The sequence below is a fragment of the Nocardioides sp. Soil_C_8 genome, from assembly GCF_057656315.1.
Genome location: NZ_JBDGKQ010000001.1, coordinates 1471625 through 1498013 on the forward strand (window position 1 = coordinate 1471625; position 26389 = coordinate 1498013).

At 73.1% G+C, this 26389-nt stretch carries 31 protein-coding genes; 8 read left to right on the forward strand and 23 right to left on the reverse strand.

The window, feature by feature from the left end:
- Positions 1 to 91: 91 nt before the first annotated feature.
- The 17 genes from AC3A3L_RS07190 to AC3A3L_RS07270 all read right to left on the reverse strand — a co-directional run bounded on the left by AC3A3L_RS07190 (position 92) and on the right by AC3A3L_RS07270 (position 13851).
- Positions 92 to 931, reverse strand: coding sequence for a flagellar hook-basal body complex protein (locus AC3A3L_RS07190; protein ID WP_487639315.1), 840 nt, complete (start codon positions 929 to 931; stop codon positions 92 to 94).
- 21 nt (positions 932 to 952) lie between these two features.
- Positions 953 to 1411: a flagellar hook assembly protein FlgD gene (locus AC3A3L_RS07195; protein WP_487639316.1), complete on the reverse strand. Its 459-nt coding sequence runs from the start codon at positions 1409 to 1411 to the stop codon at positions 953 to 955.
- A 9-nt stretch (positions 1412 to 1420) separates the two neighbouring features.
- Positions 1421 to 2611 (reverse strand): flagellar hook-length control protein FliK, encoded by a 1191-nt coding sequence (locus tag AC3A3L_RS07200; protein WP_487639317.1) that lies wholly within the window; start codon positions 2609 to 2611, stop codon positions 1421 to 1423.
- Positions 2608 to 3627, reverse strand: a complete 1020-nt coding sequence (locus AC3A3L_RS07205) for a transglycosylase SLT domain-containing protein (RefSeq protein WP_487639318.1) — start codon at positions 3625 to 3627, stop codon at positions 2608 to 2610. The genes AC3A3L_RS07200 and AC3A3L_RS07205 overlap by 4 nt, the downstream gene beginning before the upstream one ends.
- Positions 3624 to 4091 (reverse strand): flagellar FliJ family protein, encoded by a 468-nt coding sequence (locus AC3A3L_RS07210; RefSeq protein WP_487639319.1) that lies wholly within the window; start codon positions 4089 to 4091, stop codon positions 3624 to 3626. Before AC3A3L_RS07210 ends, AC3A3L_RS07205 begins: the two co-directional genes overlap by 4 nt.
- Positions 4091 to 5392: a FliI/YscN family ATPase gene (locus AC3A3L_RS07215; protein WP_487639320.1), complete on the reverse strand. Its 1302-nt coding sequence runs from the start codon at positions 5390 to 5392 to the stop codon at positions 4091 to 4093. The genes AC3A3L_RS07210 and AC3A3L_RS07215 overlap by 1 nt, the downstream gene beginning before the upstream one ends.
- Positions 5389 to 5994 carry a FliH/SctL family protein gene (locus tag AC3A3L_RS07220; protein ID WP_487639321.1) on the reverse strand — a complete coding sequence of 202 codons (606 nt, stop codon included), beginning with the start codon at positions 5992 to 5994 and terminating at the stop codon, positions 5389 to 5391. Before AC3A3L_RS07220 ends, AC3A3L_RS07215 begins: the two co-directional genes overlap by 4 nt.
- The gene (gene fliG, locus AC3A3L_RS07225; protein WP_487639322.1) at positions 5978 to 6988 is read right to left on the reverse strand and encodes a flagellar motor switch protein FliG; all 1011 of its coding nucleotides are present in this window, start codon (positions 6986 to 6988) and stop codon (positions 5978 to 5980) included. The genes AC3A3L_RS07220 and fliG overlap by 17 nt, the downstream gene beginning before the upstream one ends.
- Positions 6988 to 8577: a flagellar basal-body MS-ring/collar protein FliF gene (gene fliF / locus AC3A3L_RS07230; RefSeq protein ID WP_487639323.1), complete on the reverse strand. Its 1590-nt coding sequence runs from the start codon at positions 8575 to 8577 to the stop codon at positions 6988 to 6990. The genes fliG and fliF overlap by 1 nt, the downstream gene beginning before the upstream one ends.
- Positions 8574 to 8891, reverse strand: coding sequence for a flagellar hook-basal body complex protein FliE (gene fliE, locus AC3A3L_RS07235; protein ID WP_487639324.1), 318 nt, complete (start codon positions 8889 to 8891; stop codon positions 8574 to 8576). The genes fliF and fliE overlap by 4 nt, the downstream gene beginning before the upstream one ends.
- A complete protein-coding gene (locus tag AC3A3L_RS07240) occupies positions 8891 to 9283 on the reverse strand; it encodes a flagellar basal body rod protein FlgC (RefSeq protein WP_487639325.1) in 393 nt (130 codons plus the stop codon). The genes fliE and AC3A3L_RS07240 overlap by 1 nt, the downstream gene beginning before the upstream one ends.
- A complete protein-coding gene (locus AC3A3L_RS07245; protein WP_487639326.1) occupies positions 9283 to 9642 on the reverse strand; it encodes a flagellar basal body rod protein FlgB in 360 nt (119 codons plus the stop codon). Before AC3A3L_RS07245 ends, AC3A3L_RS07240 begins: the two co-directional genes overlap by 1 nt.
- 206 nt (positions 9643 to 9848) lie before the next feature.
- On the reverse strand, positions 9849 to 10196 hold the full coding sequence (locus AC3A3L_RS07250; RefSeq protein WP_487639327.1) for a hypothetical protein: 348 nt from the start codon (positions 10194 to 10196) through the stop codon (positions 9849 to 9851).
- A complete protein-coding gene (gene fliS, locus AC3A3L_RS07255; protein ID WP_487639328.1) occupies positions 10193 to 10573 on the reverse strand; it encodes a flagellar export chaperone FliS in 381 nt (126 codons plus the stop codon). Before fliS ends, AC3A3L_RS07250 begins: the two co-directional genes overlap by 4 nt.
- Before the next feature lie 13 nt (positions 10574 to 10586).
- A complete protein-coding gene (fliD, locus tag AC3A3L_RS07260; RefSeq protein WP_487639329.1) occupies positions 10587 to 11915 on the reverse strand; it encodes a flagellar filament capping protein FliD in 1329 nt (442 codons plus the stop codon).
- 106 nt (positions 11916 to 12021) lie between these two features.
- A complete protein-coding gene (locus AC3A3L_RS07265) occupies positions 12022 to 12822 on the reverse strand; it encodes a flagellin N-terminal helical domain-containing protein (RefSeq protein ID WP_487639330.1) in 801 nt (266 codons plus the stop codon).
- Positions 12823 to 12948: 126 nt separating this feature from the next.
- Positions 12949 to 13851 (reverse strand): sigma-70 family RNA polymerase sigma factor, encoded by a 903-nt coding sequence (locus AC3A3L_RS07270; protein ID WP_487639331.1) that lies wholly within the window; start codon positions 13849 to 13851, stop codon positions 12949 to 12951.
- 224 nt (positions 13852 to 14075) lie between these two features.
- On the opposite strand from AC3A3L_RS07270, the gene flgN reads away from it, so the two are divergent.
- From flgN to csrA, 5 genes are read left to right on the forward strand one after another with little or no spacing between them, the layout of a single operon-like run.
- Positions 14076 to 14582 (forward strand): flagellar export chaperone FlgN, encoded by a 507-nt coding sequence (flgN, locus tag AC3A3L_RS07275; RefSeq protein ID WP_487639332.1) that lies wholly within the window; start codon positions 14076 to 14078, stop codon positions 14580 to 14582.
- Position 14583: 1 nt separating this feature from the next.
- A complete protein-coding gene (flgK, locus tag AC3A3L_RS07280; RefSeq protein WP_487639333.1) occupies positions 14584 to 15984 on the forward strand; it encodes a flagellar hook-associated protein FlgK in 1401 nt (466 codons plus the stop codon).
- 20 nt (positions 15985 to 16004) lie between these two features.
- Complete coding sequence (locus AC3A3L_RS07285; protein WP_487639334.1) at positions 16005 to 16886, forward strand: flagellin N-terminal helical domain-containing protein; 882 nt, start codon at positions 16005 to 16007, stop codon at positions 16884 to 16886.
- Positions 16883 to 17305 (forward strand): flagellar assembly protein FliW, encoded by a 423-nt coding sequence (fliW, locus tag AC3A3L_RS07290; protein ID WP_487639335.1) that lies wholly within the window; start codon positions 16883 to 16885, stop codon positions 17303 to 17305. The genes AC3A3L_RS07285 and fliW overlap by 4 nt, the downstream gene beginning before the upstream one ends.
- A gap of 33 nt (positions 17306 to 17338) precedes the next feature.
- Positions 17339 to 17581, forward strand: a complete 243-nt coding sequence (gene csrA, locus AC3A3L_RS07295; RefSeq protein ID WP_487639336.1) for a carbon storage regulator CsrA — start codon at positions 17339 to 17341, stop codon at positions 17579 to 17581.
- A gap of 9 nt (positions 17582 to 17590) precedes the next feature.
- Here the strand turns inward: csrA and AC3A3L_RS07300 are convergent, their stop codons facing one another.
- Complete coding sequence (locus tag AC3A3L_RS07300) at positions 17591 to 18265, reverse strand: response regulator (protein ID WP_487639337.1); 675 nt, start codon at positions 18263 to 18265, stop codon at positions 17591 to 17593.
- A gap of 52 nt (positions 18266 to 18317) precedes the next feature.
- Positions 18318 to 18758: a nitroreductase family deazaflavin-dependent oxidoreductase gene (locus AC3A3L_RS07305; RefSeq protein WP_487639338.1), complete on the reverse strand. Its 441-nt coding sequence runs from the start codon at positions 18756 to 18758 to the stop codon at positions 18318 to 18320.
- A gap of 122 nt (positions 18759 to 18880) precedes the next feature.
- Between AC3A3L_RS07305 and AC3A3L_RS07310 the strand changes: the two genes are divergently transcribed.
- Positions 18881 to 19825, forward strand: a complete 945-nt coding sequence (locus AC3A3L_RS07310; RefSeq protein ID WP_487639339.1) for a 1,4-dihydroxy-2-naphthoyl-CoA synthase — start codon at positions 18881 to 18883, stop codon at positions 19823 to 19825.
- Between the two features lie 58 nt (positions 19826 to 19883).
- On the opposite strand, the gene AC3A3L_RS07315 is transcribed toward AC3A3L_RS07310, so the two are convergent.
- From AC3A3L_RS07315 to AC3A3L_RS07325, 3 genes are read right to left on the reverse strand one after another with little or no spacing between them, the layout of a single operon-like run.
- Entirely contained in the window at positions 19884 to 20924 is a 1041-nt protein-coding gene (locus AC3A3L_RS07315) for a glutathione synthetase (RefSeq protein ID WP_487639340.1), read from the reverse strand.
- A complete protein-coding gene (locus AC3A3L_RS07320; RefSeq protein ID WP_487639341.1) occupies positions 20921 to 22111 on the reverse strand; it encodes a peptidase MATCAP family protein in 1191 nt (396 codons plus the stop codon). Before AC3A3L_RS07320 ends, AC3A3L_RS07315 begins: the two co-directional genes overlap by 4 nt.
- Positions 22108 to 22911 (reverse strand): N-formylglutamate amidohydrolase, encoded by an 804-nt coding sequence (locus AC3A3L_RS07325; protein ID WP_487639342.1) that lies wholly within the window; start codon positions 22909 to 22911, stop codon positions 22108 to 22110. The genes AC3A3L_RS07320 and AC3A3L_RS07325 overlap by 4 nt, the downstream gene beginning before the upstream one ends.
- 91 nt (positions 22912 to 23002) lie before the next feature.
- Here AC3A3L_RS07325 and AC3A3L_RS07330 point away from each other — a divergent pair, with 91 nt between their 5' ends.
- On the forward strand, positions 23003 to 23680 hold the full coding sequence (locus AC3A3L_RS07330) for an NAD-dependent deacylase (RefSeq protein WP_487639343.1): 678 nt from the start codon (positions 23003 to 23005) through the stop codon (positions 23678 to 23680).
- Between the two features lie 70 nt (positions 23681 to 23750).
- The gene (locus AC3A3L_RS07335; protein ID WP_487639344.1) at positions 23751 to 24494 is read left to right on the forward strand and encodes a hypothetical protein; all 744 of its coding nucleotides are present in this window, start codon (positions 23751 to 23753) and stop codon (positions 24492 to 24494) included.
- Between the two features lie 44 nt (positions 24495 to 24538).
- On the opposite strand, the gene AC3A3L_RS07340 is transcribed toward AC3A3L_RS07335, so the two are convergent.
- Entirely contained in the window at positions 24539 to 26377 is a 1839-nt protein-coding gene (locus tag AC3A3L_RS07340; RefSeq protein ID WP_487639345.1) for a sensor histidine kinase, read from the reverse strand.
- Positions 26378 to 26389: the final 12 nt, after the last annotated feature.

A 26389-nucleotide genomic window follows, 5' to 3' on the forward strand; every position in this document is an offset into this window, starting at 1 on the left:
GCTGCTGGCTGGGAGCGCCTCGCCCACCACGCAGAGGGCGCCGGCAGCCCGCGAACCGCGGACCGCCGGCGCCACCCCTGGAGCGGGTGCGTCAGCGCTTGATGTTGACGAGCTCCTCGAGCACCTGGTCGGACGTGGTGATCACGCGCGAGCTCGCCTGGAAGCCACGCTGGGCGAGGATGAGGTTGGTGAACTCGGCGGAGAGGTCCACGTTGGACATCTCGAGCGTGCCGCCCATCAGGTCGCCGCGGCTGCCCTGACCGGCGACGCCGAGCTCGGGGGCGCCGGAGTTGGCGGTGGCGCGGAACGCCGTCTCGCCGACGCGCTCGAGGCCGGCGGGGTTGGTGAAGTCGGCGATGGCGACGACGGCGATGTCGCGCTGCACGTCGTCGGAGAAGGTGCCGCGCAGCACGCCGTCCGCGCCGATGGAGTACGACGTCATCTCGACGCCCGCGGGGAGGGTGGCCGCCAGCGAGTCGAGGTTGATGTCGACGAGGGCACCGCCGGCGCCGCCGGGGCCGTAGCCCTGGACCTTCTTGCCGCTGGAGGAGACGAGGTTGCCGTCCTCGTCCCAGGTGAAGGCGCCAGCGCGGGTGTAGATGCGCTCGTTGCCCGACCCGAGGACGAACATTCCGTCGCCCTGGATCATCAGGTCGGTGGCCGCGCCCGTCGTCTGGGCGGAGCCCTGGGTGAAGTTTCCGCGGGTGGCGGCGACCTGCACGCCGAGCCCGACCTGGATCGGGTTTGTCCCGCCGTTGCCCGCCCCGGCGGCGCCTGCGCCGCGCATGACCTGGCTGAGGGTGTCCTGGAAGACGGTCGTGGAGGCCTTGAAGCCGACCGTGTTGGCGTTGGCGATGTTGTTGCCGGTGACGTCGAGCATCGTCTGGTTCGCGCGGAGGCCGCTGATGCCGGAGAAGAGAGAGCGAAGCATGGTGGGTTCCTTTCGGACGGCTCAGGCCGTGGTGGTGTCGGTGGCGTCGGGCGCCGCGGGTGCGGTGGCGCCGACGGAGAGGAGCTGCGCGAGCGGGACCTGGCTGCCGTCGATGTCGAGGACGGGGCCCTGGGCGCCGAAGGTCACGCCGGCGACGACGCCGGAGTGGGTGGTGACGCCGTCGGCGTCGATCCAGGAGACCTGCTGGCCGACCATCGCGCCGGCGCCGAACGCCATCTGCGAGCCGAGCAGCGCACCGACGCGGTCGGAGACGTCCTGCATCTTCTCCAGCGCGGTGAACTGCGCCGACTGGGCGAGGAACTGGCCGGAGTCGGTCGGGTTGAGCGGGTCCTGGTAGCGCAGCTGCGCCACCATCAGCTCGAGGAACATCTGCTTGTCCTCGGAGGACGCCGTCGTTGTCGCCCCCGTCGGGAATGCGCTGGTCGTGGTGGTCGTCGCCTCGGTGGCGGAGATCGACACGATTCCTCCTCACATGGTCAGGTCGATGCCCTGCTGGGCACCGGTGACCGGGTCTGGACGGAGCGTCGACGCTCCGTCGGTGAGGCCGTCCGTGGCTGCTGCTCCACCGCGCGTCCGTGCGTGGTGGTCCTGCTGTCCGGTGCCTCCGCCGGGGGTGCCCGGGGAGGGGGTGTCGCCGTCGGCGCCGTACGACGACGCGTCGGTGCTCCCGCCTGCGGCGGGCTGGCCGTGGCCGGTCGGCTGGTTCCCGGCGAGGTCGCGCACGACGACCCGCGCGTCACCGGCACCGGCCAGCTCGAGCACGCGTCGCAGCTCGGGCGCGCCCTCGGCGAGCGCGCGTGCGGCGTCCTCGCCGCCGGAGAGGTGCACCTGCACCGCGCCGTCGCGCACCGTCAGGGTGACCCGCACCTCGCCGAGCGCCTCCGGCTGGAGGCGCATCGTCAGGCGGTGCACGCCGTCGCCGCGCGAGACCAGCCGCGTCACCTCGGGCACGACCTGCGCGATCGCGGGTGGCGCGGGTGGCGCGGATGCCAGTGCGGCACCGGTGGTCGACGCCGGTGTCACGACACCCGCCGGCGGCACCACAGGCGTCATCCCTGCGGCAGCGACCGGCGCCGGTGCCGCCTGGACGGCGGGCTGGACGGGCTGGGTGGGCGGTGGGGCGGCCTGCTGGGACGCGGTCTCGGAACCCGACCGGGTCGCGGAAGGGGCCGCCGGCACGACCGGGTCGCTCGTCGCGGCACCCGGCCCGTCCGCCGCGCCGTGGCGTCCTTCGCCCGGCACGAGCACCGGCGCCGTGTCCGGGGACCCGGCAGCCGCGAGCTCGGCGCCGACGTCCGTCACGGCAGCCGCGACACCGGGGGCAGCGCCCGTGTCGGTCACCGGCCCGACACCCACGGCGACAGGTACGACGACGGCCGACGGCACCGCCAGGAGCAGCGCGGTGGCCTCGAGAGCAGGGCCCGGCTCGCCGCCAGCCGGTGCCTCGGGCTCCGCGAGGTCGGTTGCGGCCGCCTCGGCCGCCCCGGCGTCCTCGGCGAGGCCTGCCGAGGGTGCGCCCGCGGCCACGAGCTGCGCGACGAGGGTGGCGAAGTCGGCCGCCGTGGCGGCGCCGCCCTGCACGGGCGCGGATCCGGGCTGGGCAGCCGGGCTCGCGGGCAGCGGGCCGGGTGCCGCGGGGCCTGGCGTGGTGATGGTCATGCGGCTCCCTGCCAGCTGGTCATGACGGACTGCACGTAGGCGCGCGTCTCCGGGTAGGGCGGGACCCCGTCGTAGCGCAGGACCGCCCCCGGGCCGGCGTTGTAGGCGGCCAGGGCCAGCTCGACGGATCCGAAGCGGGCCATCAGGTCGTCGAGGAGGCGGGCTGCGCCGTCGACGGCCTGGACCGGGTCGAAGGGGTCGGCGACACCGAGCCCGCGAGCGGTGCCGGGCATGAGCTGCATCAGCCCCTGCGCACCGGCCGGGCTCACCGCACGGGGGTCGTAGCCCGACTCCTGCCGCGCGACGGCGGCGAGCAGCGCCGGGTCCACGCCGTGGGTGGTGCCGGCGCGTTGGAAGAGGTCGGCGAAGGGCGTGCCCGCCGGGATCGTCGGTGCCGTCGCGGCTGCCGTACGGGTGAGGGGCGTGGTGCCCACCGGGGTGGTCGCGAACGGCGCCGGGTCGGCGAGGATGCGACGGATGAAGTCGGGCGGCGTCGTCACCGGCACCACCTGCACCTCGCCGCCGGGGCGGGGCGCCTCGATCATCATCCCGTTGCCGATGTAGATCGCGATGTGGTCGGCGCCGACGTTGCGGCTGGAGTTGTCCCACGCGATGAGGTCGCCCGGCAGCGCCTCGGACAGGCTCGCCACCGGCGTGCCGGCACGGGCCTGGTCCGCGGACAGCCGCGGCAGGTCGATCCCGAAGGTCGCGTAGGTCGCCTGCACCAGTCCCGAGCAGTCGACGCCGCGCTCGGGGTCGGTGCCGCCCCAGACGTAGGGGAGCCCGACCATCTCGAGGGCGCGGGACACCACGGCGTCGCCCCTGACGGACCCCTCGGGACCGAGCGCGGTGGACGTGCCCCCGGGGGCGTACGCCGCGGGGGTCGACCCCGTCCCGGACGTCCGGGACAGCACGTCCGTGAACCCGCCCGCGCCGGCGGTGCCTGTGGCGCGCGGCAGCATGGCCAGCTGCGCCTGGATCTGGGAGATCCGGGCGGTGACGTCGACGATGCTCATCCCAGCCCTTCCGCTTCGGCGAGGGACCGGGTGCGGAGCCAGCGCGCGGCGACGAGGTCGTCGACCTCGACCCGCTCCCGCCGCTCCCGCTCGGCCCGACGACGTTCCTCGCGCCGCTCGAGCAGCAGCTCGACGGCCGACAGCCGGGTGCGGTCCCGCTGCCAGTGCTCGCGGGCCACCGCGGTGAGGGTCGTCGCCGAGGTGAGCGCGGCCCGGGACGCCGTGACGTCGGCCGCGAGCGCGGCAGCGGCGTGGCGGGCCGCGCCGTAGGACGCCGGGTCGGCGTCGCCCGGGTCCGAGGTGGCGGCGAGGAGCGCGACGGCGGCGTCGAGGCGACGTACGACCTCGCGCTCGTCCGCGGCGGCCCGGGCGACGCCGAGCCGGCTGTCCTGCTCGCGGACGCCGCGCACGCGGGCGACGGCACGCATGCCGGCGTCCGGGTCCTGGGCGGGGGTGCGTGCCATCAGGCCACCAGCTCCCGCAGTCGCGCCCACGTCTCGGCCGTCGGGGTGCTGTCGTCCATGTCCTGTTGCAGGAAGGCGTCGATCGCGGGCATGCGGGCCAGCGCGACGTCCGCGTCGGGATCGGCGCCGGCGACGTACGCCCCGATCTCGACGAGCTCGCGCACCGAGCGGTGGGCGGCGAGCAGGCGGCGGAGGCGGGTCGCGTCGGCGCGCTGCTCGGGCCCGGTGACCGCGCCCGTGACGCGGGAGATCGACTCGAGCACGTCGATGCTGGGGAAGTGCCCGGACGTCGCGAGGCGGCGAGACAGCACGACGTGGCCGTCGAGGATCGACCGGGCGGTGTCGCCGATGGGGTCCTGCATGTCGTCGCCCTCCACGAGCACCGTGTAGAGCCCGGTGATGCTGCCGGCGGGTGAGGTGCCCGCGCGCTCGAGGAGCTGCGGGAGCAGGGTGAACACGCTCGGCGGGTAGCCGCGGGTGGCGGGCGGCTCGCCGGCCGACAGGCCTATCTCCCGCTGGGCCATCGCGACGCGGGTGAGGCTGTCCATCATCAGCACGACGTGCTTGCCGCTGTCGCGGAAGTGCTCGGCGATGCGCGTGGCGACGCTCGCCGCCCGGAGCCTCTCGACCGGCGGCGCGTCGCTCGTGGCGACGACCACCACGGAACGGGCGAGTCCCTCGGGGCCGAGGTCGTTCTCGATGAACTCGCGCACCTCGCGACCACGCTCCCCCACCAGCGCGATGACCGAGATCTCCGCGTCGGTGCCGCGCGCGACCATCGACAGCAGGCTCGACTTGCCGACGCCGGAGCCGGCCATGATGCCGATGCGCTGGCCCCGCCCGCAGGGTGTGAGGGCGTCGAGGGCACGCACGCCGAGGCCGACCTGGTGGTCGATGCGAGGGCGGCTCAGGGCCGCAGGCGCGACCTGGCCGACGCCGACCCGGGGGAGGTGGTCGAGCGAGGGGCCGCCGTCCACCGGACGGCCGAGCCCGTCCAGGACGCGACCGCGCAGCTCGTCACCCACGTTGACCAGGAGCGGGCCGCCCGTGTGGCGTACGACGTCGCCGACCTGCAGGCCGGCCGTGCTGCCGAGGGGCAGGCAGGTCAGCCCGCCGGGTCCGCTGGCGACCACCTCCGCGAGCACGTGGGAGCGGCCGTCGACGGACACGAGGTCGCCGACGGCGGCGGGCAGGCCGGTGACCCGGACCTGGAGGCCGAGGAGCTCGGCGACCCGTCCCAGCCGCAGCGGGGCGACGGCGCCGAGGGCGCGGGCCCGGAGGTCGGGCGTGAGGGCGGTCATCCCAACACCCGGGAGACTCGGGCCAGTGCCTCGTCGACGCGGAGGTCGACGACGTGGTCGTCGGCCTCGGCGACCGCATCCGCGTGACCCAGCGTGGGGTCCTCGACGACCGCGACCGACAGCTCCCGGAGGTCTCCGGCAAGGGCCGCGACGTCGGGGTGCAGCCGGACCGACACGATCGGGTGCTCCGGCATCAGTCCGGTCACGCGGTCGAGGACGTGCGTGGCGTCGGGGTGGGCCGTGCCGACCAGCGTGCGGGTCAGCTCGAGCGCCAGGGCGCCGGCCTGGTCGTCGACGCGCCGGCACGCGGCGACGAGCAGCGCATGGGCGGCACCGGCGGCCTCGTGCAGCGCGGCCACGGCGGCCGTGTGCTCGGCCTCGCGGCGCGCCTCCTGCTCGGCGTCGGCGGCGGCCCGCTCCTCGGCCTCGGCGCGGGCGGAGGCCTCGGCCTCGCGACGGCCCTGGGCCCACCCGACGGCGTAGCCCTGTGCCCGCGCGGCCTCGCGCGTGGTCTCGACCGGACGCAGCTCCGGCACCCGCAGCGACGAGACCGGTGGCAGCAGGCCCTCCGGCGGGCGCCGGGTCTCAGTCGACGAACTCATCGTCGCCTCCCCGCCGCACGACGACCTCGCCGCGCTCCTCCATCGTGCGGATGGTGGCGATGACCGCCTGCTGGGCCTCCTCGACCTGAGCGATCCGCACCGGGCCGAGGATCTCGACCTCCTCCAGCACGTTCTCCGCCGCTCGCTCGGAGAGGTTGCGGGTGATCTTGTCGCGCACCTGCACCGAGACGCCCTTGAGCGCCAGTGCGAGCTGGGCGGTGTCGACCTCGCGCAGCACCTGCTGCACGTCGCGGTCCGACAGCCCGACGACGTCCTCGAAGACGAACATGCGGCTGCGCACCTCCTCGGCGAGCCCCGCGTCGAGGGACTCCAGGCCCTCGACGATCTGGCGCTCGGTCGAGCGGTCGGCGCGGTTGATGATGTCGACCAGTGGACCGACGCCGCCGACGCGCGAGGTGGTGCTGGGCTGCAGCACGGAGGAGAGCCGGCGCTCCAGCACCGTCTCGACGACCCGCACCGCGGCCGGGTTGGCCCGGTCCATCGTGGCGATGCGGTGCGCGACCTCGGCCTGCAGGTCCGAGGAGAGCCCGGACAGCACCAGGGAGGCCCGCTCCGCCGTCATGTGGGCGAGCACGATCGCGATGACCTGCGGGTGCTCCTCCCGGATGAAGGAGCGCAGCTGCGCGGGGTCGGCGCGGGCCAGGAAGCGGAACGGCAGCTGGACGGCGCGTGCGTGGAGCCGCTGCACGGCCTCCTCGGCCCGGTCGTCGCCCAACGAGCGCTGGAGGAGGTCGCGGGCGAGGTCCATGCCGCCCTGCAGCATGTGCTGGCGCGCGGTCAGGAGGTCGGAGAACTCCCCCATCACCGACTGGGTCTCGGCCGGCTCGACCGAGGCGAGCTGGGCGATCTCGGCGGAGACCGCTTCGACCTCCTCCTCGCTCAGGTGGGCGAGGACCTGTGCGGCGCGCTCCTTGCCGAGGCGCACCAGCACGATCGCGGCCTTGCGGGCCCCCTGCCCGGTCATGACGCTCATCAGGGTCGCTCCACGAGCCAGCCGCGCAGCAGCGAGGCCACCTCGTCCGGCTGCCGCTCGACGAGCGCGACGAGCTCGTCGCGCATCCCGTCCACCGGTTCCACCACGGGCGCCAGCGCGAGCGCCGTCGGGGCCTCGGCCACGGCGGGTGCCGACTGCACGGCGGCACGGGCCGCCTGCTCCTGGCGGAGCTGCTCGACGACGTACGTCGTGGCGTCCTCACGCGCCTGTGCCCGTCGGCGGGCACGGAGCCAGGCCAGGCCGACCAGCAGCAGCACGCCGCCGCCGAGCGCGCCGTTGCGCAGCCAGGCGTTGCGCTTGGCGAGGGCCTCCGCGGCCTTGGCCTGCTCGAGCGCGGCGGCGTTGGCGTCCTTGGCCGTGGTGTCGAACGGGACGCTCGACGTCTCGATCGTGTCGCCCCGCTCCGGGATGATCCCGATCGCGGACGACACGAGCGCGTCGATCTCGCTGGCGTCGACCGCGACCGGCGAGTTGGTGTCGATGACGACGGCAGCGTGCAGCGACTCGACCGACCCCGGCGCGGTCTCCGACTGCTCGACGACCTTGTCGATGCCGTTCTCGCGGACGGTGGACGAGTTGTTGTAGCTCCCGTCCCCGCTCCCGGCGCCGGTCTCCATCTGGGTGTCGGGCCCGACCACGCCGCTCGCGGCGCCGGGCGCCCCCGACCCGGAATAGGTCTCGTTCTGCACCGACTCCGACAGCGTGGGCGCGTTCTTCGCACGCCCGTAGGTGGTGGTCTCGGTGACGACCTTGTCGAAGTCGAGCACGGCCGTGACCTGGACCGAGGAGTTGCCCGGCCCGAAGACCCGGTCGAGCATCGCCTGCGCCTTGGCGCCCAGCTGGTCCTGGTAGTCCTGCACCTGGCGGTTGCGGCCACTGCTGAGGCCGCTCGCGGAGTCACCGCTGTCGGAGAGGACCTGCCCCGTCGCGTCGGCGACGGTGACCTTGGCGGGGTCGAGCCCGTCCACGCTGGAGGCCACGAGGTGCACCACGGCCTGCACCTGGTCGGGCGCGAGCGCGTTGCCGCCGGTGTCGACCAGCACGGATGCGGTGGCCGGGTCCTGCTCCTCGGCGAAGACCTGCTTCGGCGGCAGGGCGAGGTGGACCACGGCGGTGTCGACGCCGTCGATCGCCTCTATCGTGGCTGCGAGCTCGCCCTCCATCGCCCGCTTGAAGTCGGTCTGCTCCTTGAACTGGGAGGTGGAGATGTCCTGGCCGTCGAGCAGCGCGTAGCCGGTGTCGCTGCTGCCGGACGGGATGCCCTCGCCGGAGAGGGCGATGCGGGTGGCGTAGACCTGGTCGCGGGGCACGGAGATGGTGCCGCCGCCCCCGCCGATCTCGTAGGCGACGCCGTCGGCCTCGAGCTGCTCGACGACGGCCGATGCGTCCTCGGCGGACAGGTTCGAGAACAGCGGTGCGTACGACGGCGCGGACGCCCAGCGGAAGACCATGACAGCCGCCAGCAGCAGCGCGCCCGTGCCGACGATCGCGACGACCTTCTGGCCGGGGCTGAAGAGCGCGAAGGAACGGCGGTAGCGGTCCAGCGCGCGGGTGATCCCGGTCCTCATCCGACCTGCATCCGCATGATCTCGGTGAACGACTCGATGGCCTTGTTGCGCACCGCGACGGTCAGCTTGGTCGCGACCTCCGCCTCGGTCGCGGCCAGCGTGTAGTCATGGATGTTGGGCAGGGTGCCGGACGCAGCCTGCACCGCCAGCGTGTCGGCGGTGTCCTGGACGCCCTCGAGGCGCTCGAGCCCGTCGAGGACCAGGTTGCCGAAGTCCACGCCGCGGGTCGGGGCGGACGCGGCCGACGGCGACGCGACCACGGGTGCGGCGAGCGGCGTGAAGCCGCTGATCGCCTCGATGCCACCGATGCTCATCAGCGCTGTCCGATCTGGAGCGCGGCGGTGTAGGCGTCCTGCGCCGTGCGGGTGACCTGGACCGACGCCTGGAAGCCGCGCTGGGCCTGCACGAGCGAGGTCATCTGCACGGACATGTCCATGCCCGGAGCGCGGACCATGCCGTCCGCGTCGGCGAGCGGGTGGTCGGGGGCGTGCTGGAGGATCCCCTCGGCGTCGCCGAGCTCGATGCCGCTGACGTCCACGCCGCCGTCGGGCCGCGCGGTGGCGACGACCAGCTGCTCCTGGAAGGCGTCGTCGGACGTCGCGCGCACGGTCGAGGCGTTGGCGATGTTGTGGGCGAGCGCGTCGAGCCAGGTCTGGTGCATGCCCAGGCTGCTGTTGGCGATGCGCAGCATGTCGAAGGCGCCCATCACATCGCCCCCGCCGCGATCGACACGAGCGAGGCGCGGTCCGACACGGCCCGGGTCATGACCTGGTACTGGAACTGCGACTGGACCGCGGCGAGCGACTCCTGACGCAGGTCGACGTTGTTGCCGTCCTGGCCGACGGGAGCGTTGGTCGGGCGGGTCGTGGGGGTCACGCCAGCGGCGGACATCTCTCCGCGCTGCAGGGCGGCCGTCAAGGACGCCTCGAAGTCGACGCTCGTGGCACGGAAGCCCGGGGTGTCGACGTTGGCGATGTTGTCGGCGATCACGCTCTGCCGGGTCGCGAGGCCGTCGAGGGCCGAGGCGAGCACTGACGAGACGGCGTCGGGCATGCCGAGGGACACGAATGCTCCTGCAGGAGAAGTCGGGTGCCGGTCCGTCGGCGGGGGGCGAGCCTTCCGTGCTCACCCCACGCATCGGCCCGGCAGCGCACTCGCTGAGGAAACCGGCCCGACTTCTTCACCTGGTGGGACAGGTCGGGACCTTGGTCCCGGCGCCCACCACCCGAGTGGGCCATGCCCGCACCACCCGGGCGGCGCCTCCCGGTGGCTCAGGCCGAGATGTCGAGGTACGCCGGCCCTGCCGCCCGCGCGGCGGTCGCGGGACGGCGTACCCGTCCGAGGTCGACGCGGGTCCGCTCGAGTGCACCCGCCAGCTGCCCGCGGGCGTCCGACTGGCGACGCAGCAGGTCGCGCGCCCGCTCGGCAAGGGTCGCCGGGACGGTCCCGTCCAGGCCCGTGGGCACCCACCCGCTCGGCAGCTCCAGGCCCTGGGCGAGCACGCCGGCGGGGTCGGCCGCGAGTCGCTCGGCCAGCAGCACGTCCCGCTCGAGCGCGTCGATCGCCGTCTTCCAGGCGTGGAACAGCTCCTCGCCGTCCTCGGGCACCCGGCCGATCACGCCGTCGCCGCGGTCTGCAGCGCGGCCTCGCGCCAGGCCTCGGCCAGCCCGTCGACGAGGTCGAGGCAGTGCCGGGTCCTGGTGACGTCGCGGTCGACGTTGGACCGCACGAGCTGGACGAGGAGGTGCGAGTAGAGGCTGTTGAGGGCCGGGCCACCGTCCCAGGCGTCGGGGCGCAGCGAGGACTGGAGCTCGGCGACGATGTCCTGGGCGTGCAGCAGCTGGGTGCGCGCCGTCTCGTGGTCGCCCGACTCCTGGGCGGCCACCGCGCGGCGGCAGTCCAGGGCGAGCCGGTCGTAGAGCATCACGAGCAGCCGGGCCGGGCTGGCGGTCTCGACGGACGCCTGCAGGTAGGCGGCGGGGGTGGGGTAGGCCATGAGGGTGCTGTCCTTAGCTTCCCGAGGTCGTGAGTGAGGAGAGTTGACCGGCCAGCCAGGAGGACTGGCTGTTCATCTGGTTGAGCGCGGTCTCCAGCGCGGTGAACTGCCGGGTGAGCGCGGTCCGTCGCAGCTCGAGCCGGAGGTCCCACGCCTCGATGCCGTCGTCGAGCCGGCTGATCGCGTCGTTGCGGCCGGTGATGGCCGTGGTGAGGGAGCCGTCGACCCGGTCACTGGCGGCCTTCGCCACCTCGCCGACGCGGGACACGAAGCCCGTGCCCGACGCTGTCAGACGGGTCTGGACGGCGGCGGGGTCGGCGGCGTACGCCTTCTTGAAGGCCGCCTCGTCGAGGACGAGCTTGCCGTAGCGGTCGGTCTGGAGACCGAGGTCGGCGAGGCTGCCACCGTCGCCGGCGAAGACCGACGACAGCAGCTGACCTCGTACGGCGAGCAGGGTGCTGTCGCCGGCCAGCGGCCCCTTGGTGCCGGTACCCGTCCGGGTCTGGGTGTCGATGTCGGACAGTGCCGCGTTGACCGCGTCGACGAGGCCCTTGAGCGCCGCCGACGCCGTGGCCGGGTCGCGGGTCATCGCCACCTGGGAGGTGGTGCCGGCCGCGGCGTCGGCCGCGAGCGTGATGCTCACCCCCGGCACGAGGTCGGCGAAGGTGTTGGTGGCCGAGGTGGCGACCACGGTGTCACCGATCGTGAGCTTGGCGTCGCGTCCGGCGCGGACGGTGGCCCCGCCCAACAGGTCGGAGCCGTCGCCGGCGGTGAGCGTGAAGTCGCCCGCGGCGCCGCTTGACGCGGACTCCACGACGAGGCGGTACTGGTCGGTGCCGACCTTGACGGCGGTGGCACGCAGGCCGGTGGCGTTGGCGGGGTCGTTGATCGAGCTGACGAGCCCGGCGAGCGTGCCGTCGGTGGTGAGGTCGACCGGGGTCGACCCGTCGAGCCGGTCCAGCCGCAGGGCGGTCGGCACCGCGTCGGCGGTGTCCAGCCCGACAGCGGTCGCGAGCTCGAGCCGGTGGCTGGCGGCGGTCTGGTCGACCCGCACCGAGAAGCCGCCCGCGTCCGCCGCGCCGGTGGCGGTGACGGCGACCTTGGTGTCCGAGCTGGTGGCGGTGACGGCGTCGAAGCCGCCCGGCTTGACCAGGTCGGCCGCCCTCGTCGCCAGTGCGGCGACCTTGGTGTTGAGCGCCTGGAGGAGCGAGACGACCGACTTCTCGGACGCCACCCGCGACTTGAGCCGCGTCTGTGGGGCCGCCTCGAGCTGCATGAACTGGTCGATGATCGCAGCGGTGTCGAGGCCGCTGCCGAGCCCGCTGATGCTGGCCGATCCCATCGCCGTCCCCTCTCGTCGGTCGGCCCCGGTGGGGCCGGTGGTGCCGGGCGGGTCGCGACGGCCGCGACCCGCCCGGCATCAGGTGGGTGAGAGCTCCCTCAGCCGATCAGCGGAGGAGGGACAGCACGCCCTGCGAGGCCTGGTTGGCCTGCGCCAGCATCGCCGTACCGGCCTGGGACAGGATCTGCGAGCGGGTGAAGCTCATCATCTCCTGGGCCATGTCGGTGTCGCGGATGCGCGACTCCGACGCCGACAGGTTCTCGATCGCGACGTTCACCGAGTTGATGGTGTGCTCGAACCGGTTCTGCACGGCACCGAGCTCGGCCCGCTGGGACGAGACCTTGGTGATCTCGGCCTGGACGTCCTCGGACTTCGAGGTCGCGATGTCCAGGGCCGCGATGCTGGTCTTGAAGCTGGCCGTCGCCGTGGTGGCGATGTCGATCTTGTCGGTGGACTCGAAGCCCACCTGGAAGGACATGGCCGTCGCGCCGCCGAACAGGGCGTTGCCGTTGAACTTCGTGTTGTCCTCGATGCGACCGATCTCGGTCTTCAGCTGGTCGAACTCGCTCTTGAGCGCGGTCTGCGAGTCCGTGTTCTGCGTGCCGTTGGCGTACTGCACGGAGAGGTCGTTCATGCGCTGCAGCATGGAGTGGACCTCGGTCAGGGCGCCTTCCGCGGTCTGGGTGACCGAGATGCCGTCCTGGGCGTTGCGGGCGCCCACCTTGAGGCCACCCACCTGCGAGCGCAGGCCCTCGGAGATGGCCAGGCCGGCCGCGTCGTCGGCGGCGCGGTTGATGCGGAAGCCGGAGGACAGCTTCTCGAGCGACTTCGACATCTGGCCCTGCGTGACCGACAGGTTGCGGTACGAGTTGGCGGCGTCGATGTTCTGGTTGATGCGAAGACCCATGATGGATTCCTTCCGTGGTTTCTGGATCACCTGCTGGAGTCCGTCCGTGGACTCCGTCGAGGTCCTCTTCGGTCGGCCGGGCGGCGACCTGAGGAATTGGGAGCAGGACTTTTCCTGCGGCCGGGATCAGGCGCTCGTCGCCACCTGCGGCACGAGCAACCCGACCGCGGCGTGCCGCTCGGCCACCGCGGCGAAGTAGGCCTCGCGCCGACGCGCGGCGACACCCTCGGGGCGGTCGTGGGCCGGCACCAGGTGCGGGTCCAGCTGGGAGTTGATGCCGTCGCGCAGCAGCACCATCGCCTCGGCGCGGAGCTGTGAGATGCGTGACTCGGTGACGCCGAGCTCGGCGGCCAGCTCGGCCATCGGCTGCTCCGCGAGGAAGTAGCCCTCGACGACGCGGCGCAGCCGCTCCGGCAGCTCGGCGACGGCGTGGGCGAGGTAGGCGAGGAGCTCGGCGTGCTGCACGGCCTGCTCCGGCGTGGGGGTCGTGGACACCAGCGTGGAGGCGTAGGACCCGTGGGCGTCGTCGGCCTCCAGCGACATCACCTGCGCCCGCGCGAGGTCCTCGCGGTTGGCCAGCACCTCCTCGACGGGGATGCCCTGCGCCGAGGCGACCTCCGCGTCGGTCGGGACCCGGCCGAGGCTCTGGGTCAGGCGCGCCCTCGTCTCGTCGAGGCCCCGTGCCGTACGTCGTACGGCGCGCGTCGCCCAGTCGATCCCGCGCAGCTCGTCGAGCAGCGCTCCGCGGACGCGGGTGGAGGCGTAGCGGGCGAACGGCACCCCGCGCTCGGCCTCGAACCCCTGCGCCGCCTGCACCAGGGCGGTCAGGCCGGCGGACGTCAGGTCGTCGCGGTCCACGTGGCCGGGGACCCGGGCCAGGACCTCACGCACGAGGTGTCCGACGAGCGGGATGTGCGACGTCACGAGCTCGTCGACCGTCGCGTGGACGATCGGAGGGTTTTCTGTTGCCGTGACGTGGGTCACAGCACCGTCGCGAGCGGGGAAGGAGAGGATCTGACTACCGAGCACGGGGTAGATCGTTGACGTGCCGTGGATCTTTTGTTGCCAAATCTGCAGAAGTGGGTGCCGCAACAGCCGGATGGAGGACGGTGGTCCCGCCACCCATGGCCCGAACGGGCCATGTGTCCCTGGTCCGGCCCGCCCCGCCGGCATGGCCCGACCCGCGCGGACGACCGTCCGGCGTCCGACCCGGAACTCCTCAGGTGGACCGGCTCGTGGCCGATGGAGGTGTCGTGAACACCACCGACACCAGGCCCGCGGCCGTGGAGAGGCTCTCCCTCGTCCTCTGGCGCGAGCGCGAGCTCCTCGAGGAGCTGCACTACCGGCTCGAGGTCGAGCAGCTCGTCCTCGCCAGCGGGCGCAGTCGCTGGCTCGCGCACGCGACCCGGGACATCGACCAGCTGCTGTCGACGATCCGCGAGACCGAGGTCCTGCGCTCGGTGGCCGCGGACGCCGCGGCCGCCGCGTTCGGGATGGAAGCGAACCTCAGCCTCGCCGCCCTGGCCGAGGCGGCCGACGACCCGTGGCGCACGATCCTCACCGAGCACCGCGACGCCTTCGTCCAGCTCACCCACGAGATCACCCGCCTCGCCGACTCCAACAAGCACCTGATCTCGGCCGGCTACCGGTCGGCCCGCGAGACGCTGCTCTCCCTCGGCGACTCGGTCGACGGCTACGCCGCCGACGGGTCCGCGACCGCTGACCCGCTCCGGAACCGCCTCGTGGACCGGAGCCTGTGACGTGGCGGGCACCTTCGGGTCGCTGACGACCTCGGCCGGCGCGCTGCGCTACCACCAGGCCGTGATGGAGGTGGCGAGCGGCAACATCGCCAACGTGGCGACCGACGGCTACGCCCGGCGCCGTGTGGTCGGGGTCTCCGTCGGTGCCCCGGTGCAGCCGGCCATGTGGAGCAGGTACGACGGCCACGGCGAAGGCGTGCGGGTCGGCTCCGTCGACCGGCTCGTGGACCCGCTGCTCGACGCGCGGGCCCGGCGGGAGCACGGCACCCAGTCCTACCTCGACACGCGAGCGGCCGCCCTGGCGCGCGTCGAGGCGTCGCTCGGCGAGCCGGCCGGGGACGGCATCTCGAGCGCGCTGGCAGACGTGCGCAAGGCGTGGCACGACCTGGCCAACAACCCCGGCTCCGACGCCGTACGCGCGCAGGTGCTGGCCACGTCGCAGGGTCTCGTCGACGCTGTCGCCGCGCAGCGCCGCAACGTCGAGGCCGAGGAGGGCGACCAGCGGATGTCACTGCTCGCGGACCTCGACGCGACCAACACGCTGGCTGCCGACCTCGCCGCGACCAACGAGGCCATCACCGCCGCGCGGCTCTCGGGCAACGACCCGTCGGGGCTGCTCGACGCCCGGGACCAGATGGCACTGCGCCTGGCGGAGCTGACCGGCGGCACCGCCGTGGAGAACGGCCGTGGCGGCCTCGACGTCACGGTGGGCGGCGTGGCCCTGGTGTACGGCAACCGGGCCGGCAGCCTGACGGTCTCGAGCGGGATCGCCCCCGACGGGACGACCGACGGCCTGCCCCTGGCCCTGGCGGTGACCCCGCCGGACGGTGCGCCCGTGGCCGTGGCCGGGCTGCGCGGCGAGATCGGCGGGGCCGTCGAGCTGCTCACCACCACGCTCCCCGGGCTCCGCGCCGGCATCGAGTCCGTCGCCCGGGACCTGGCCGACGCCGTCAACGCCGCGCACGGTGCCGGCCACGACGCCACGGGCGCACCGGGACAGCCCCTCTTCGCCGTCGATCCGACGGCCCCCGGCGGCCCGCTGGTCCTGCTCGTGACCGACCCCGCCGCGCTCGCCGCGTCCGGCGTCGCCGGTGGGCCCAGCCGCGACGGGTCCAACGCGACCGCCATCGCCGGCGCGCTCGCCGGGCCCGAGCAGGCCTACCAGCGCTTCGTCACCGGCCTCGGCACCGACGTCGCCTCGGTCCGGCGGCTCGCGGCGACCCAGGCCAACCTGACCGGTCAGGTCGACGGGGCGCGTGAGCAGCTGTCCGGGGTCAACCTCGACGAGGAGATGGTGACGATGATGCAGTCGCAGCGCGCCTACGAGGCCGCGGCCCGGGTGATGACGACCCTGGACTCGGTGCTCGACACGCTGATCAACCGGACCGGGCTGGTGCGCTGACGATGGCGACCATCACGCGGGTGACCCAGTCCATGCTCACCGACCGGTCGCTCGACCGGCTCAACGGGAGCCTGACGCGGCTCGCCAAGATCCAGGAGCACCTGTCCACGGGCCGCGTCCTCAACCGCGCCTCCGACAACCCGGGCGACGCCGCGACGGCGATGCGGTTGCGCGCCGGGATCGGCGCCCAGCAGCAGTACGTCCGCAACGCCGAGGACGGCACCGGCTGGCTCGACAGCCTCGACAGCACCCTGGGCGCGTCGAGCGACCTGGTACGTCGGGCCCGCGAGCTCGGCCTGCAGGCCGTCAGCGGTGCCGCCGGACAGCAGTCGCGCGAGGCCCTGGCGACCGAGGTCGACCAGCTCCGTGCCGCGCTGCTCGGCGCGGCCAACACGACGTACGTCGACCGGCCCGTGCTGGGCGGCACCACGGCCGGCTCCGCGGCGTTCACCGAGTCGGGTGGCGTCGTCACCTTCGCCGGGGACTCCCACCCGGTCGGCCGCACGGTCGCGGAGGGCGTGGTGGTCGACGTGTCGGTGCCCGGCCCGACCGCCTACGGACCCGACGGCGACAACGTGTTCGACCACCTCTCCGCGCTCTCCGCGGCGCTGCGCTCGGGCGACACCGCCGGCATCCGGGCGGGCGTCGACGCCCTGCAGACCGACGGCGAACGCCTCGTGGTCGCGCGCGCCGACGTGGGCGCACGCGCCGCGCGGGTCGAGCGGGCGGCCACGGCCGCGGCCGACGCGGAGCTGTCGCTGACCAGCTCGCTCGCAGAGATCGAGAACGCCGACCTCCCCCGCACCATGGTCGACCTGAAGATGCAGGAGGTCGCCTACCAGGCGGCCCTCGCTGCGACCGCCCGCGTCCTGCAGCCGAGCCTGGTGGACTTTCTGCGATGATCGCCACGATGGAGACCACGATGCCGACGAGCGCCCCCGAGATCCCGGTGATCCAGCTCGCCCAGCCCCTGCCGGGCTTCCCCGGCCGCGAACGCTTCGCGTTGGTGCAGGTCGACGACGACGGCGTCCTCTGCAGCCTCAGCTCGCTCGACGACCCGGGCCTGCGGTTCCTCGTCGTGCCCCCGGCACCGTTCTTCCCCGACTACTCCCCCGAGGTGGACGAGGGCGTCCTCACCGACCTCGGCACGAGCTCCGCGGACGACCTCGTCGTCCTGTGCGTCCTGACGGCCGGCGACTCGCTCGCCAGCACCACGGCCAACCTGGCAGCGCCCGTGGTGCTCGACGTCGCCACCCGTCGCGCCGTGCAGGTCGTGCTCGACGACCCGGGCCTCTCGGTGGCCACACCGCTGATCGCGTGAGGCGCCCACCCTCGCCTCGGGTAGCGTGACGGCATGCTGGTCGTGAGTCGTCGTGCGGGCGAGAGCGTCGTCATCGGCGACGACGTCACCGTCTCGGTCCTCGAGGTGCGCGGCGACGTCGTGCGCATCGGCATCGACGCGCCGAGGTCGGTCGCCGTCCACCGCGCCGAGCTGCTCGCCCAGCTGGAGAAGTCCAACCAGGAGGCGGCCTCGCCGCCGGCCGACGCGGTCGACTCGCTGCTCAGCGCGATCCGCGACCGGCCCAGGGACGCCTGAGCCGCACCGTCACCGGCGTCGTTCCGACGACCCGCCCCGCTTGCGCTTCGCGGCCATGACCGCCGCCTGCGTGCGCCGCTGGACGCCCAGCTTGGCGAGCAGTCCGGTGACCTGGTTCTTCACCGTCTTCTCGGCCAGGTGCAGCCGTTCACCGATCTGCCGGTTGGTCAGTCCCTCCGCGATGAGGTCGAGGACCCGCGACTCACCCTCGGTCAGCCGCGACAGCCCCTCGGGCACCTCGTCGTCGCGCATCCGCTCCACGACCCGCATCGCGACGGTGGGGTCGATGAGGGAGCGGCCGAGCCGGACCGCTCGGATCCCGTCGACGAGCTCGGGCGTGTCCACGTGCTTCATCACGTAGCCACCGGCGCCGGCCAGGACGGCGTCGACCTGTGCGTCGTCGTCGTGGTCGCCGGCCAGGATGAGGGCCCGGATCCGCGGATCGGCCGCCCGCACCTGCCGGCACACGTCGATCCCGGTGCCGTCGGGCAGCCGGCCGTCGAGCACCGCGACATCGGGCACCAGCGCGAGGATCTGCGGCACCGCCTCGGCGACCGTGCCCGACTCCCCCACGATCTCGAGGTCGTCCTCGACCTCGAGCACGGCCCGCAGGCCGCGTCGTACGACCACGTGGTCGTCGAGCAGGTACACCCTGATCGTGTCCCGCGCTGCCCCGCTGGCCATGCCGTCCCCTTCGTCCCGAGGGCACCAGCGTAGGTGGCCCCCGGTGACGACCTCAGGCGCGTTCGAGGAGGAAGAGCGGGATCTCGCGGTCGGTCTTCGTCTGGTAGGAGGCGTACGTCGGCCAGGTGGCGACGGCGTGCTCCCACCAGTCCGCGCGCTCCTCGCCCTCGAGGATGCGGGCCTTGTAGAGGTGCGGCTCCGGGCCGTCCTGCAGCTCGACCTCGGGATGGGCGACGAAGTTGTAGTACCACTCCGGGTTGTCCGGGGCCCCGCCCTTCGAGGCGACCGCGAGGTAGGCGCCGTCGCGCTCGACGCGCATCACGGGATTCTTGCGGAGGTTGCCCGACTTCGCGCCGACCGAGGTGATGACCACGATCGGGTACTTCGTGCCGGGCAGCGTGTTGGCCTCCTCGCCGCCGGTGGACTCGTAGGCCTCCACCTGGTTGCGTACCCACTCGGCCTTGCTCGGGACATAGGTTCCAGTCAGTGCCATGCCTGCCACAACACCACGGCCGGCGGTCCTCTTCCACACCCTCCTGCCGGGGTAGTTCAGGACAAGACCGTCGAACGTGGGTCCCGACGGCAGCCGTCTCGTCCTGAACTACCCTCACGCGCATGAGTGCGATCGAGGGCGTCAGCGAGATCTTCGACCCCGAGGACTGGGACGTCGTGCCCGGCTTCGACGACCTCACGGACCTGACCTACCACCGCGCCCGCGCGCACGGCACCGTCCGCATCGCCTTCGACCGGCCCGACGTGCTCAACGCCTTCCGTCCCCACACGGTCGACGAGCTGCTGCGCACGCTCGACCACGCGCGTACGTCGGCCGACGTGGGCTGCGTGATCCTCACCGGCAACGGCCCGAGCGCCAAGAACGGCAAGTGGGCCTTCTGCACCGGCGGTGACCAGCGCATCCGCGGTCGGGCCGGCTACCAGTACGAGGACACCTCCGCCGGCGCCGGCGACACCGGCGCCGAGGAGCCGAGCCCCATCGACCGGGCCAAGCTCGCCCGCCTGCACATCCTCGAGTGCCAGCGGCTGATCCGCTTCATGCCGAAGGTCGTCATCTGCGTCGTCCCCGGCTGGGCGGCCGGCGGCGGGCACAGCCTGCACGTCGTCGCCGACCTCACGCTCGCCAGCCGCGAGCACGCCCGCTTCAAGCAGACCGACGCCGACGTCGGCTCGTTCGACGGCGGCTACGGCTCGGCCTACCTCGCCCGCCAGGTGGGCCAGAAGTTCGCCCGCGAGATCTTCTTCCTCGCCGACGAGTACGACGCCGACGAGATGCACCGGATGGGCGCGGTCAACCGCGTCGTCGAGCACGCCGACCTCGAGAAGGTGGCCCTCGACTGGGGCCGCAAGATCAACGGCAAGTCGCCCACCGCCCAGCGGATGCTGAAGTACTCCTTCAACCTGCTCGACGACGGCCTCGTCGGCCAGCAGCTCTTCGCGGGCGAGGCGACCCGCCTGGCCTACATGACCGACGAGGCCCAGGAGGGACGCGACCAGTTCCTCGAGAAGCGCGCGCCCGACTGGTCGCCGTTCCCCTGGTACTACTGATCGAGAGGTCTCGTGACAGGCGCCAGGGCGCCTTCCTCGACCAGCGACCCAGGTGGCGTCAGCTGGTCGCGAGGGTGTGGTTGTCGATCTCCGGGTAGTGCTTGCGGATGTTCACCTTGCGCTCGAGCTCGGCGATGATCGCGGGCGCGAAGTTGACCTCGTAGAGGCTGTGCGCGCTGCCGAGGCCACCGGGGCTGAACACGTTGATCTCCATCAGCTTGTCGCCGACGATGTCGAGGCCCACGAGGAACATCCCGTCGGCGACCAGCTTCGGACGGACGACCTCGACCATCTGCAGCATGTCGTCGGTGACCTTGACCTTCTCGGCCTTGCCCCCGGCGGACATGTTCGAGCGGATGTCCTTCGTCGACGGCGTACGACGGAAGGCGGCGTAGGCGCCGTCGACGACCAGCGGCTGGCCGTTCATCACGAACATCCGGACGTCGCCCTTGGCCGCCTCGGGGAGGTACTCCTGCGCCACGACGTAGCCGTCGCGGGAGATCGCCTCGATGATCTGCTTGAGGTTCGGGGCCTCCTTGCGGTCCACCAGGAAGACACCCGCACCGCCGGAGCCCTGGAGCGGCTTGAGGACCGCCTTCCCCCCGAGGTCCTTGATGAACTCCTCGATCATCGCCTCGTCGCGCGAGATGAGCGTGCGGGGGCGGACGATCTCGGGGAAGTGCTGGAAGTAGGCCTTCGACAGGGCGTTGGCGAGGCTGGTCGGGTCGTTCACCACGAGCACGCCGCTGGAGGCGAACAGCTGGCCGAACGCGACGCCGGCGTTGTTGCGCCACGGGTCGGTGTCGGCGTCGTCGGCGGGGTCGTTGCGCAGCATCACCACGTCGAACTCGTCCATGCCGATGAGCTCCTCGACGTCGGGACGCTTGACGTCGGACATGTGGCGCTCGAGGGACCGGTACGTCTTGGCGTGGCCGGCGCGCGCCTTCGTGCTCAACGACCCGTCGGGCTCGTAGGCGAAGTCCCCGATGCCCATGTACCAGGCCTCGTGCCCCATCTCCTTCGCGGCCAGGGCGAGGCGGTTGGTGGTGTACTCCGCCTTCTCCGTCTCGATGTCGTTGACGACGAATCCGATCTTCATGCGTGTCCCTCCAGGAGTGTGCTGAGATCTTCGGTGCCCGCCGCCCGGGCGAGGTTGTCGTGGGCGGCCGGGTCGTGCAGGTAGCGGGGCAGGACGCGAGGCGGTCGCAGCAGGCCGCGGGACTCGAGGTCGCCGATCAGCGGCAGGTCGCGCAGGGAGAACTTGCCGAGCCACAGCTGGTCGAGCGCGCCGCCCGAGCCGAGGTGCTCGAGCAGCTCGACGAGGCCGCGGAGGTAGATCGCGTCCTTGGTCATCCCTCCCGAGCGGTAGACCCGCATCACGGTGGTCCACGCGCTCCCGCTCGGGAAGTCGTCGGCGACCAGCGCCTCGTGCGCCTCCGCGAAGGTCGCCCCCGCGACGAGGCGGTGGACGGTGACGACTCGGCTGGCGAGCTGCCGCAGGCGGAAGGCGGTGAGGCCGCCGCAGGCGATCTCGGCGAGGACGGCGAGGCCCTCCTGCGTCTCGTCGTAGCCGGCGAGGCCGACCCCGAGCACCTTGATCGGCTGGTGGCTGCCGTTGGCCTGCGTGACGAGGTGGGTGCCGACCTCGTGGTGGATCAGGGCCTGGGCACGCGCCTGCTGGACCTTGGTCTCCGGACCGATGAGCAGCACGTCGCCCGACACCATGACGCCGTTGACGTCGGGGCGGATCTCGGCGTGCATGTCGAGGTCGGGGTCCTCGTCGCGGTAGCGCGCGATCTCGGCCTCGGCGAGCGCCAGGAAGGACTCGGCGTCGAGGGGGTCGTCGCTCGGCTCGGTGCGGGTGATGCCGGCCAGGAGCGCCTCGGCCTGCGTGCGCAGCGACGGCGACACCCCGCCGTACAGCTCCACGCTGAGCGGCAGGAAGTCCTCGGTGTCGCGCGCCTCGAGCATGTCGAGCTGCAGCTCCATCTCCCGGTGCTTGGCGCGCAGCAGCTGGCCGAGGACGGGGTCCTCGACGGAGGTGAGGTCGATGCCGTCGAGCTCCGCGCGTACGACGGCGGGGTCGGTCTCGAGCTCGCGGTAGGTGAACGGCGGCTCGCTCACGCGGCCCGACAGGAAGTCGTCGCGGAGGTCGTCGGCGTCGACGGGCGTGACGTCGAGGAGGAAGCGGAAGCTCTGCGCCAGCAGCGAGATGTGGTGGTCGACGGCCAGGTCGGCGACGCTGAGCTCCGCTCCGGGCCGCGCTGGGTCGTCGCCCTCGGTCACCGCAGCTTCTCGAGCTCGATGTGCAGTCCGGGCAGCGCCGCGGCGAGGCCGACCTGCGCGCGGCGGAACCGGTCGGCGTGCAGCTCGCCGGTCCACTCGTCCATGAAGGTCTTCTTGAACTCCAGCGCCAGCACGCACCCGACCCGCGGGTAGCGGTCGTGGACCCACCAGGCGAGGTTGCGGCCCTCGAAGGCGACGTTCTCCCGCGCGTCGATCGGGCCGCAGCCCAGCGAGGCGTCACGCAGGTCGCCCACGAACCGCTCCACGAGCGGCCCGAAGAGGTCGTCGTCGACGCTGCCGGTGCCGACGTTGACCTCGGGGTTCTCCGACGCCGGAGCTGGCGGCTCGTCGGCACCGTCGCGCCGGTGGTTGTAGGAGTGCACGTCGAGCAGCACGAACGGGCCGCGCTCGGCCACGGCGTCGAGCCGCGGCGCGAGGGCGTCGTAGAAGGCGTCGTACGTCGCCAGGCTGCCGTGGAAGAGCTCGTCGGACAGCTCGCCGTCGCGCCACACCTCCAACCCCCAGCAGTCGTCGGGCTTGCGGTAGACCGCCTCGCGGCGCGGCCGGTTGAGGTCGGCCTCGAAGCGGGAGCGGTTGGTCACCACCCGGTCGGGGACGACGGCGGCGAGCCGGTCGGTGAAGGGGTCCTCCTCGCGGAAGCGCTCGGCCTCGTCGAGCACCATCGCCTCGGCGATCTCGGGGCGGAGCCCGTGCCCCGCGTGCACCGCGGTCGCCACGACCGGACCGTCCCACTCGCCGACGAACGCGACAGCGTCCGACGTCCCTCCCACGTCAGTCATGGCCGCCTGTCTACCCGAGCGACCCCGACACCTCCAGCCGACGCGCACCCCTACGGGTGGACGGCTGGCTGGACTGGGGTAGGACTGACGCATGCGGATCGTCGTCCTGACCGGTGCCGGCATCTCGGCGGAGAGCGGCCTGACCACGTTCCGCGACTCCGGCGGGCTCTGGGAGGGCCACGACCCGATGCAGGTCGCCACGCCCGAGGCGTTCGCCGACGACCCGGGCCTCGTCCAGCGGTTCTACGACGCGCGGCGGGCCGCGCTGTCAGGGGTCGAGCCCAACGCCGCGCACCACGCGCTCGCACGCCTGGAGGACGCGCTCGGCGACGACCTGCTGGTCGTGACCCAGAACGTCGACGACCTCCACGAGCGGGCCGGCTCCCGCCGGGTGCACCACATCCACGGCCGGCTGCAGTCGGCCTGGTGCACGCGCTGCGGCGAGCGCCACGCGTGGCACGGCCCGCTGGCCCACGGGCCCGCCTGTCCCGCCTGCGGCGCGGCCGGGCTGCGGCCCGACATCGTGTGGTTCGGCGAGATCCCCTACGGCATGGACCTCGTCGAGGAGGCGCTCGAGGCGTGCGACCTGTTCGTGTCGATCGGCACGTCCGGCGTCGTCTATCCCGCCGCGGCGTTCGTCCACTGGGCGCGCGGCGCCACCCTCGAGCTCAACCTCGAGCCGAGCGCCGGCGCCACCGACTTCGCGGAGTCGCGGCAGGGTCCGGCGACGCGCCTCGTCCCGGCGTGGGTCGACGAGCTGCTCTCCTGAGCTCCCCGATTCGCCTGCGCCGCGCGGCTGGGCGTGGTGTGATCGTCCGGCTCAGGACGAGGGGACACCCATGCGAACGATCCGTGGCGCGGCGACGGCCGTCATGCTGGCTGCTGCCGTCAGCGGCTGCAGCGTGTACGCCGACCTCACCACCAGCGACTTCGCCAAGCAGGACGGCGAGGCGATCGTCGCCGCCGCCGGCGAGGCGATGCAAGGCGTGTCGAGCCTGCGCCTGACCGGCCAGGTGCGCGACCAGGGCGAGCAGTACTTCGTCGACCTCAGCCTGGACCGCGAGGACCGGTGCACCGGGACCCTCCGGATCGGCGGCAGCCACCTCGACGTACGCCGCATCGGCGACCGCGCGTGGGTGCGGGGCGAGGCCAGTGCCTTCCACCGCCTCGGGGGCGGTGCGCTGCCCCGGACCGCGCTCCAGCGCCTCAGCCGTTCGTGGCTGCCGCTGAAGGGCAAGGAGGCCACGTCGCTCTGCGACTTCGATGCGCTGCTGCGGGCCTTCGAGGTCGTCGACCTCGACGAGAAGGGCGGAGAGAAGGGCGGAGAGAAGGGCGGCGACCGCGACGCCGTCCCGGCCACCGTCGGCGAGGAGAGCAGCCTCGACGGGCAGACCGTCGTCCAGCTCACCGCGTCACCGGGCGGTGCGCACGACGAGATGGTCTGGGTGCGCAGCGAGGCGCCGCACCACGTCGTGAGGATGGAGTCGACGTCCACCCAGGACGGCGGCACGCTGGCGTTCTCGGAGTTCGGCCGGGACGTGGAGGTCGAGGCGCCCTCCCCGAAGGACGTCCTGCGCTCCTGAGCAGCTCCTCAGGCACTCAGGCACTCAGGCCCTCGGGCCGGACCTCACGCCGGCCGGGGCACGAACGGCCGGAAGTGGAGGCGGACCCGCGTGCCGCGGCCCAGCGTCGACTCGACCTCGATGCTGCCGCCGTGGCGGTGCATGATCTCCCGGACGATGCCCAGGCCCAGGCCCGTGCCGGGCCGCACCAGCGCCGCCTCGTTGGTCGAGCGGAACAGCGGGGCGAAGAGGTTGGCCTGGTCGGCCTCGGAGATGCCGAGCCCCTCGTCGTCGCAGACGAAGGACAGCCCGCCGTCGGGCCGGCGCTCGACGCCGAGCCACACCTCGTGACCGGCGTCGGAGTACTTCACGGCGTTGTCGACGAGGTTGGAGACGGCGCTGGCAATCTCGCGCGGGTCGCCCTGGACGACGGCCTCGTCGACGTCGCCGACGAGGTGGAGCGTGATGCCCGAGCGCTCGGCGACCGCGGTCATCGCCGCGAGCGTCTCCTCGACGACCGGCACCAGGTCGACCTGCTGCATGGCCGGCGGCTGCTGCGGGTCGCTCACCTGCGACAGCATCGACAGGCCTTGGAGCAGGTCGCCCAGCCGCTCGCTGGCGCGCAGGATGGCCTGGGCCCGCCGCTGGTCGCGCTCGTCGATGGTCTCGCTGGACGCGAGGAACTCGGCGTTGGCCGCGATCACCGTCATCGGGTTGTTGATCTCGTGGGTGAGCTCGCGGAGGAACCAGTGCCGCGCCACCTCCAGCTCGCGCAGCTCCTCGAGCAGGTGGCGCTCGCGCTGCGTCGCGCGGGCGTTGGCGATCGCGCGGCCGAGGTCGTGGCCGAGCTCGAGCGCCGCGACCCCCTCGCCGTCGGTCCAGCGGCGCGAGCCCGTGCGTCGCGCGCACATCAGCATGCCGAGCACCTCGTCGTCGACACCGACGGGCGCGACGACGATCGCCTCGTAGCCGGCCTTGTCGAGCGCGGTGGTGAACCAGTCGGCGTACGTCGCGAGCCCGGGGTCGCCCCAGACGTGCCCGGGCTCGATGATGAGCACCCGCTGGTGGGCCCACGCGCGCGCGGCGGCCTCGTCGAGGGCGCGACGCACGTCGGGCGCCATCTTCAGGTCCAGGCTGTCAGGGGTGTCGACGCCCTCGTCGAGGAAGACCCGGATCTCCAGCTCGTCGAGGGACAGCGCCCCGAGCAGGGTCGTGCGGGCCTCCCGCAGCAGGTGGTTGACGTCGTGGCGGGCGGGGTTCGAGCGCGCGAGCCGCCGGGTCGCCCGGATGACCCGCATGTGGTCGGCGTACTCCTCGCGCTCCACGACCGTGAGGACCGAGCGCAGGATCGTGGCGAGCTCGTCGCCGATCTCGCGCAGCCGGGCGTCGTCGGGCCGGGACCGGTCGTCCGGCACGTCGAGGTAGAGGAGGGCGCGCAGGTCGCCGCGCTCGTCGGCGATCCGGGCGACGAGCATGTCCATCGGGTGCCACTCGCCCGGCGCCCCCGTGCCGGCGATCTCGGGGACGACGACGACGCCGTCGATGCGCTCGCGGATCTCCTCGGTGAGGTTCTCGTACGGGATCCAGAGGAAGTGTCCGTGGTCCTCGCCCTGGCCGAAGACGAGCTGCATGTCGGACAGGCGCGACGCGGTGCCGAGGCGCTCCTCGGCGCTGGTCGGGTCGCCGTGGATCGCGACGAACTCGAGCAGGCCCTTGGGCCGGACCACCTCGATGGCGCAGACGCGGAAGCCCGCACGGCTGGCGGCGTCGCGGGCGAGGGCGTGCATGAGCGCGCGCGCCCGCGCGTCGCCCCAGCTGAGGTCACGCGTCCTGCGCTCCCCTGTCCGCACCTGCTCCATGGCGTCCTCGCCCTCCCCACCGGCATCTGGATCGTAGGCGGGCATCAGGGACCGCCG

Coding starts and splice junctions, on each gene's coding strand:
- AC3A3L_RS07190 (WP_487639315.1), bottom strand. CDS start 931: ATGCTTCGCTCTCTCTTCTCCGGCATCAGCGGCCTCCGCGCGAACCAG.
- AC3A3L_RS07200 (WP_487639317.1), bottom strand. CDS start 2,611: ATGACCATCACCACGCCAGGCCCCGCGGCACCCGGCCCGCTGCCCGCG.
- AC3A3L_RS07205 (WP_487639318.1), bottom strand. CDS start 3,627: ATGAGCATCGTCGACGTCACCGCCCGGATCTCCCAGATCCAGGCGCAG.
- AC3A3L_RS07210 (WP_487639319.1), bottom strand. CDS start 4,091: ATGGCACGCACCCCCGCCCAGGACCCGGACGCCGGCATGCGTGCCGTC.
- AC3A3L_RS07215 (WP_487639320.1), bottom strand. CDS start 5,392: ATGACCGCCCTCACGCCCGACCTCCGGGCCCGCGCCCTCGGCGCCGTC.
- AC3A3L_RS07220 (WP_487639321.1), bottom strand. CDS start 5,994: ATGAGTTCGTCGACTGAGACCCGGCGCCCGCCGGAGGGCCTGCTGCCA.
- fliG (WP_487639322.1), bottom strand. CDS start 6,988: ATGAGCGTCATGACCGGGCAGGGGGCCCGCAAGGCCGCGATCGTGCTG.
- fliF (WP_487639323.1), bottom strand. CDS start 8,577: ATGAGGACCGGGATCACCCGCGCGCTGGACCGCTACCGCCGTTCCTTC.
- fliE (WP_487639324.1), bottom strand. CDS start 8,891: ATGAGCATCGGTGGCATCGAGGCGATCAGCGGCTTCACGCCGCTCGCC.
- AC3A3L_RS07240 (WP_487639325.1), bottom strand. CDS start 9,283: ATGGGCGCCTTCGACATGCTGCGCATCGCCAACAGCAGCCTGGGCATG.
- fliS (WP_487639328.1), bottom strand. CDS start 10,573: ATGGCCTACCCCACCCCCGCCGCCTACCTGCAGGCGTCCGTCGAGACC.
- fliD (WP_487639329.1), bottom strand. CDS start 11,915: ATGGGATCGGCCAGCATCAGCGGGCTCGGCAGCGGCCTCGACACCGCT.
- AC3A3L_RS07265 (WP_487639330.1), bottom strand. CDS start 12,822: ATGGGTCTTCGCATCAACCAGAACATCGACGCCGCCAACTCGTACCGC.
- fliW (WP_487639335.1), top strand. CDS start 16,883: ATGATCGCCACGATGGAGACCACGATGCCGACGAGCGCCCCCGAGATC.
- csrA (WP_487639336.1), top strand. CDS start 17,339: ATGCTGGTCGTGAGTCGTCGTGCGGGCGAGAGCGTCGTCATCGGCGAC.
- AC3A3L_RS07300 (WP_487639337.1), bottom strand. CDS start 18,265: ATGGCCAGCGGGGCAGCGCGGGACACGATCAGGGTGTACCTGCTCGAC.
- AC3A3L_RS07305 (WP_487639338.1), bottom strand. CDS start 18,758: ATGGCACTGACTGGAACCTATGTCCCGAGCAAGGCCGAGTGGGTACGC.
- AC3A3L_RS07310 (WP_487639339.1), top strand. CDS start 18,881: ATGAGTGCGATCGAGGGCGTCAGCGAGATCTTCGACCCCGAGGACTGG.
- AC3A3L_RS07315 (WP_487639340.1), bottom strand. CDS start 20,924: ATGAAGATCGGATTCGTCGTCAACGACATCGAGACGGAGAAGGCGGAG.
- AC3A3L_RS07325 (WP_487639342.1), bottom strand. CDS start 22,911: ATGACTGACGTGGGAGGGACGTCGGACGCTGTCGCGTTCGTCGGCGAG.
- AC3A3L_RS07330 (WP_487639343.1), top strand. CDS start 23,003: ATGCGGATCGTCGTCCTGACCGGTGCCGGCATCTCGGCGGAGAGCGGC.
- AC3A3L_RS07335 (WP_487639344.1), top strand. CDS start 23,751: ATGCGAACGATCCGTGGCGCGGCGACGGCCGTCATGCTGGCTGCTGCC.
- AC3A3L_RS07340 (WP_487639345.1), bottom strand. CDS start 26,377: ATGCCCGCCTACGATCCAGATGCCGGTGGGGAGGGCGAGGACGCCATG.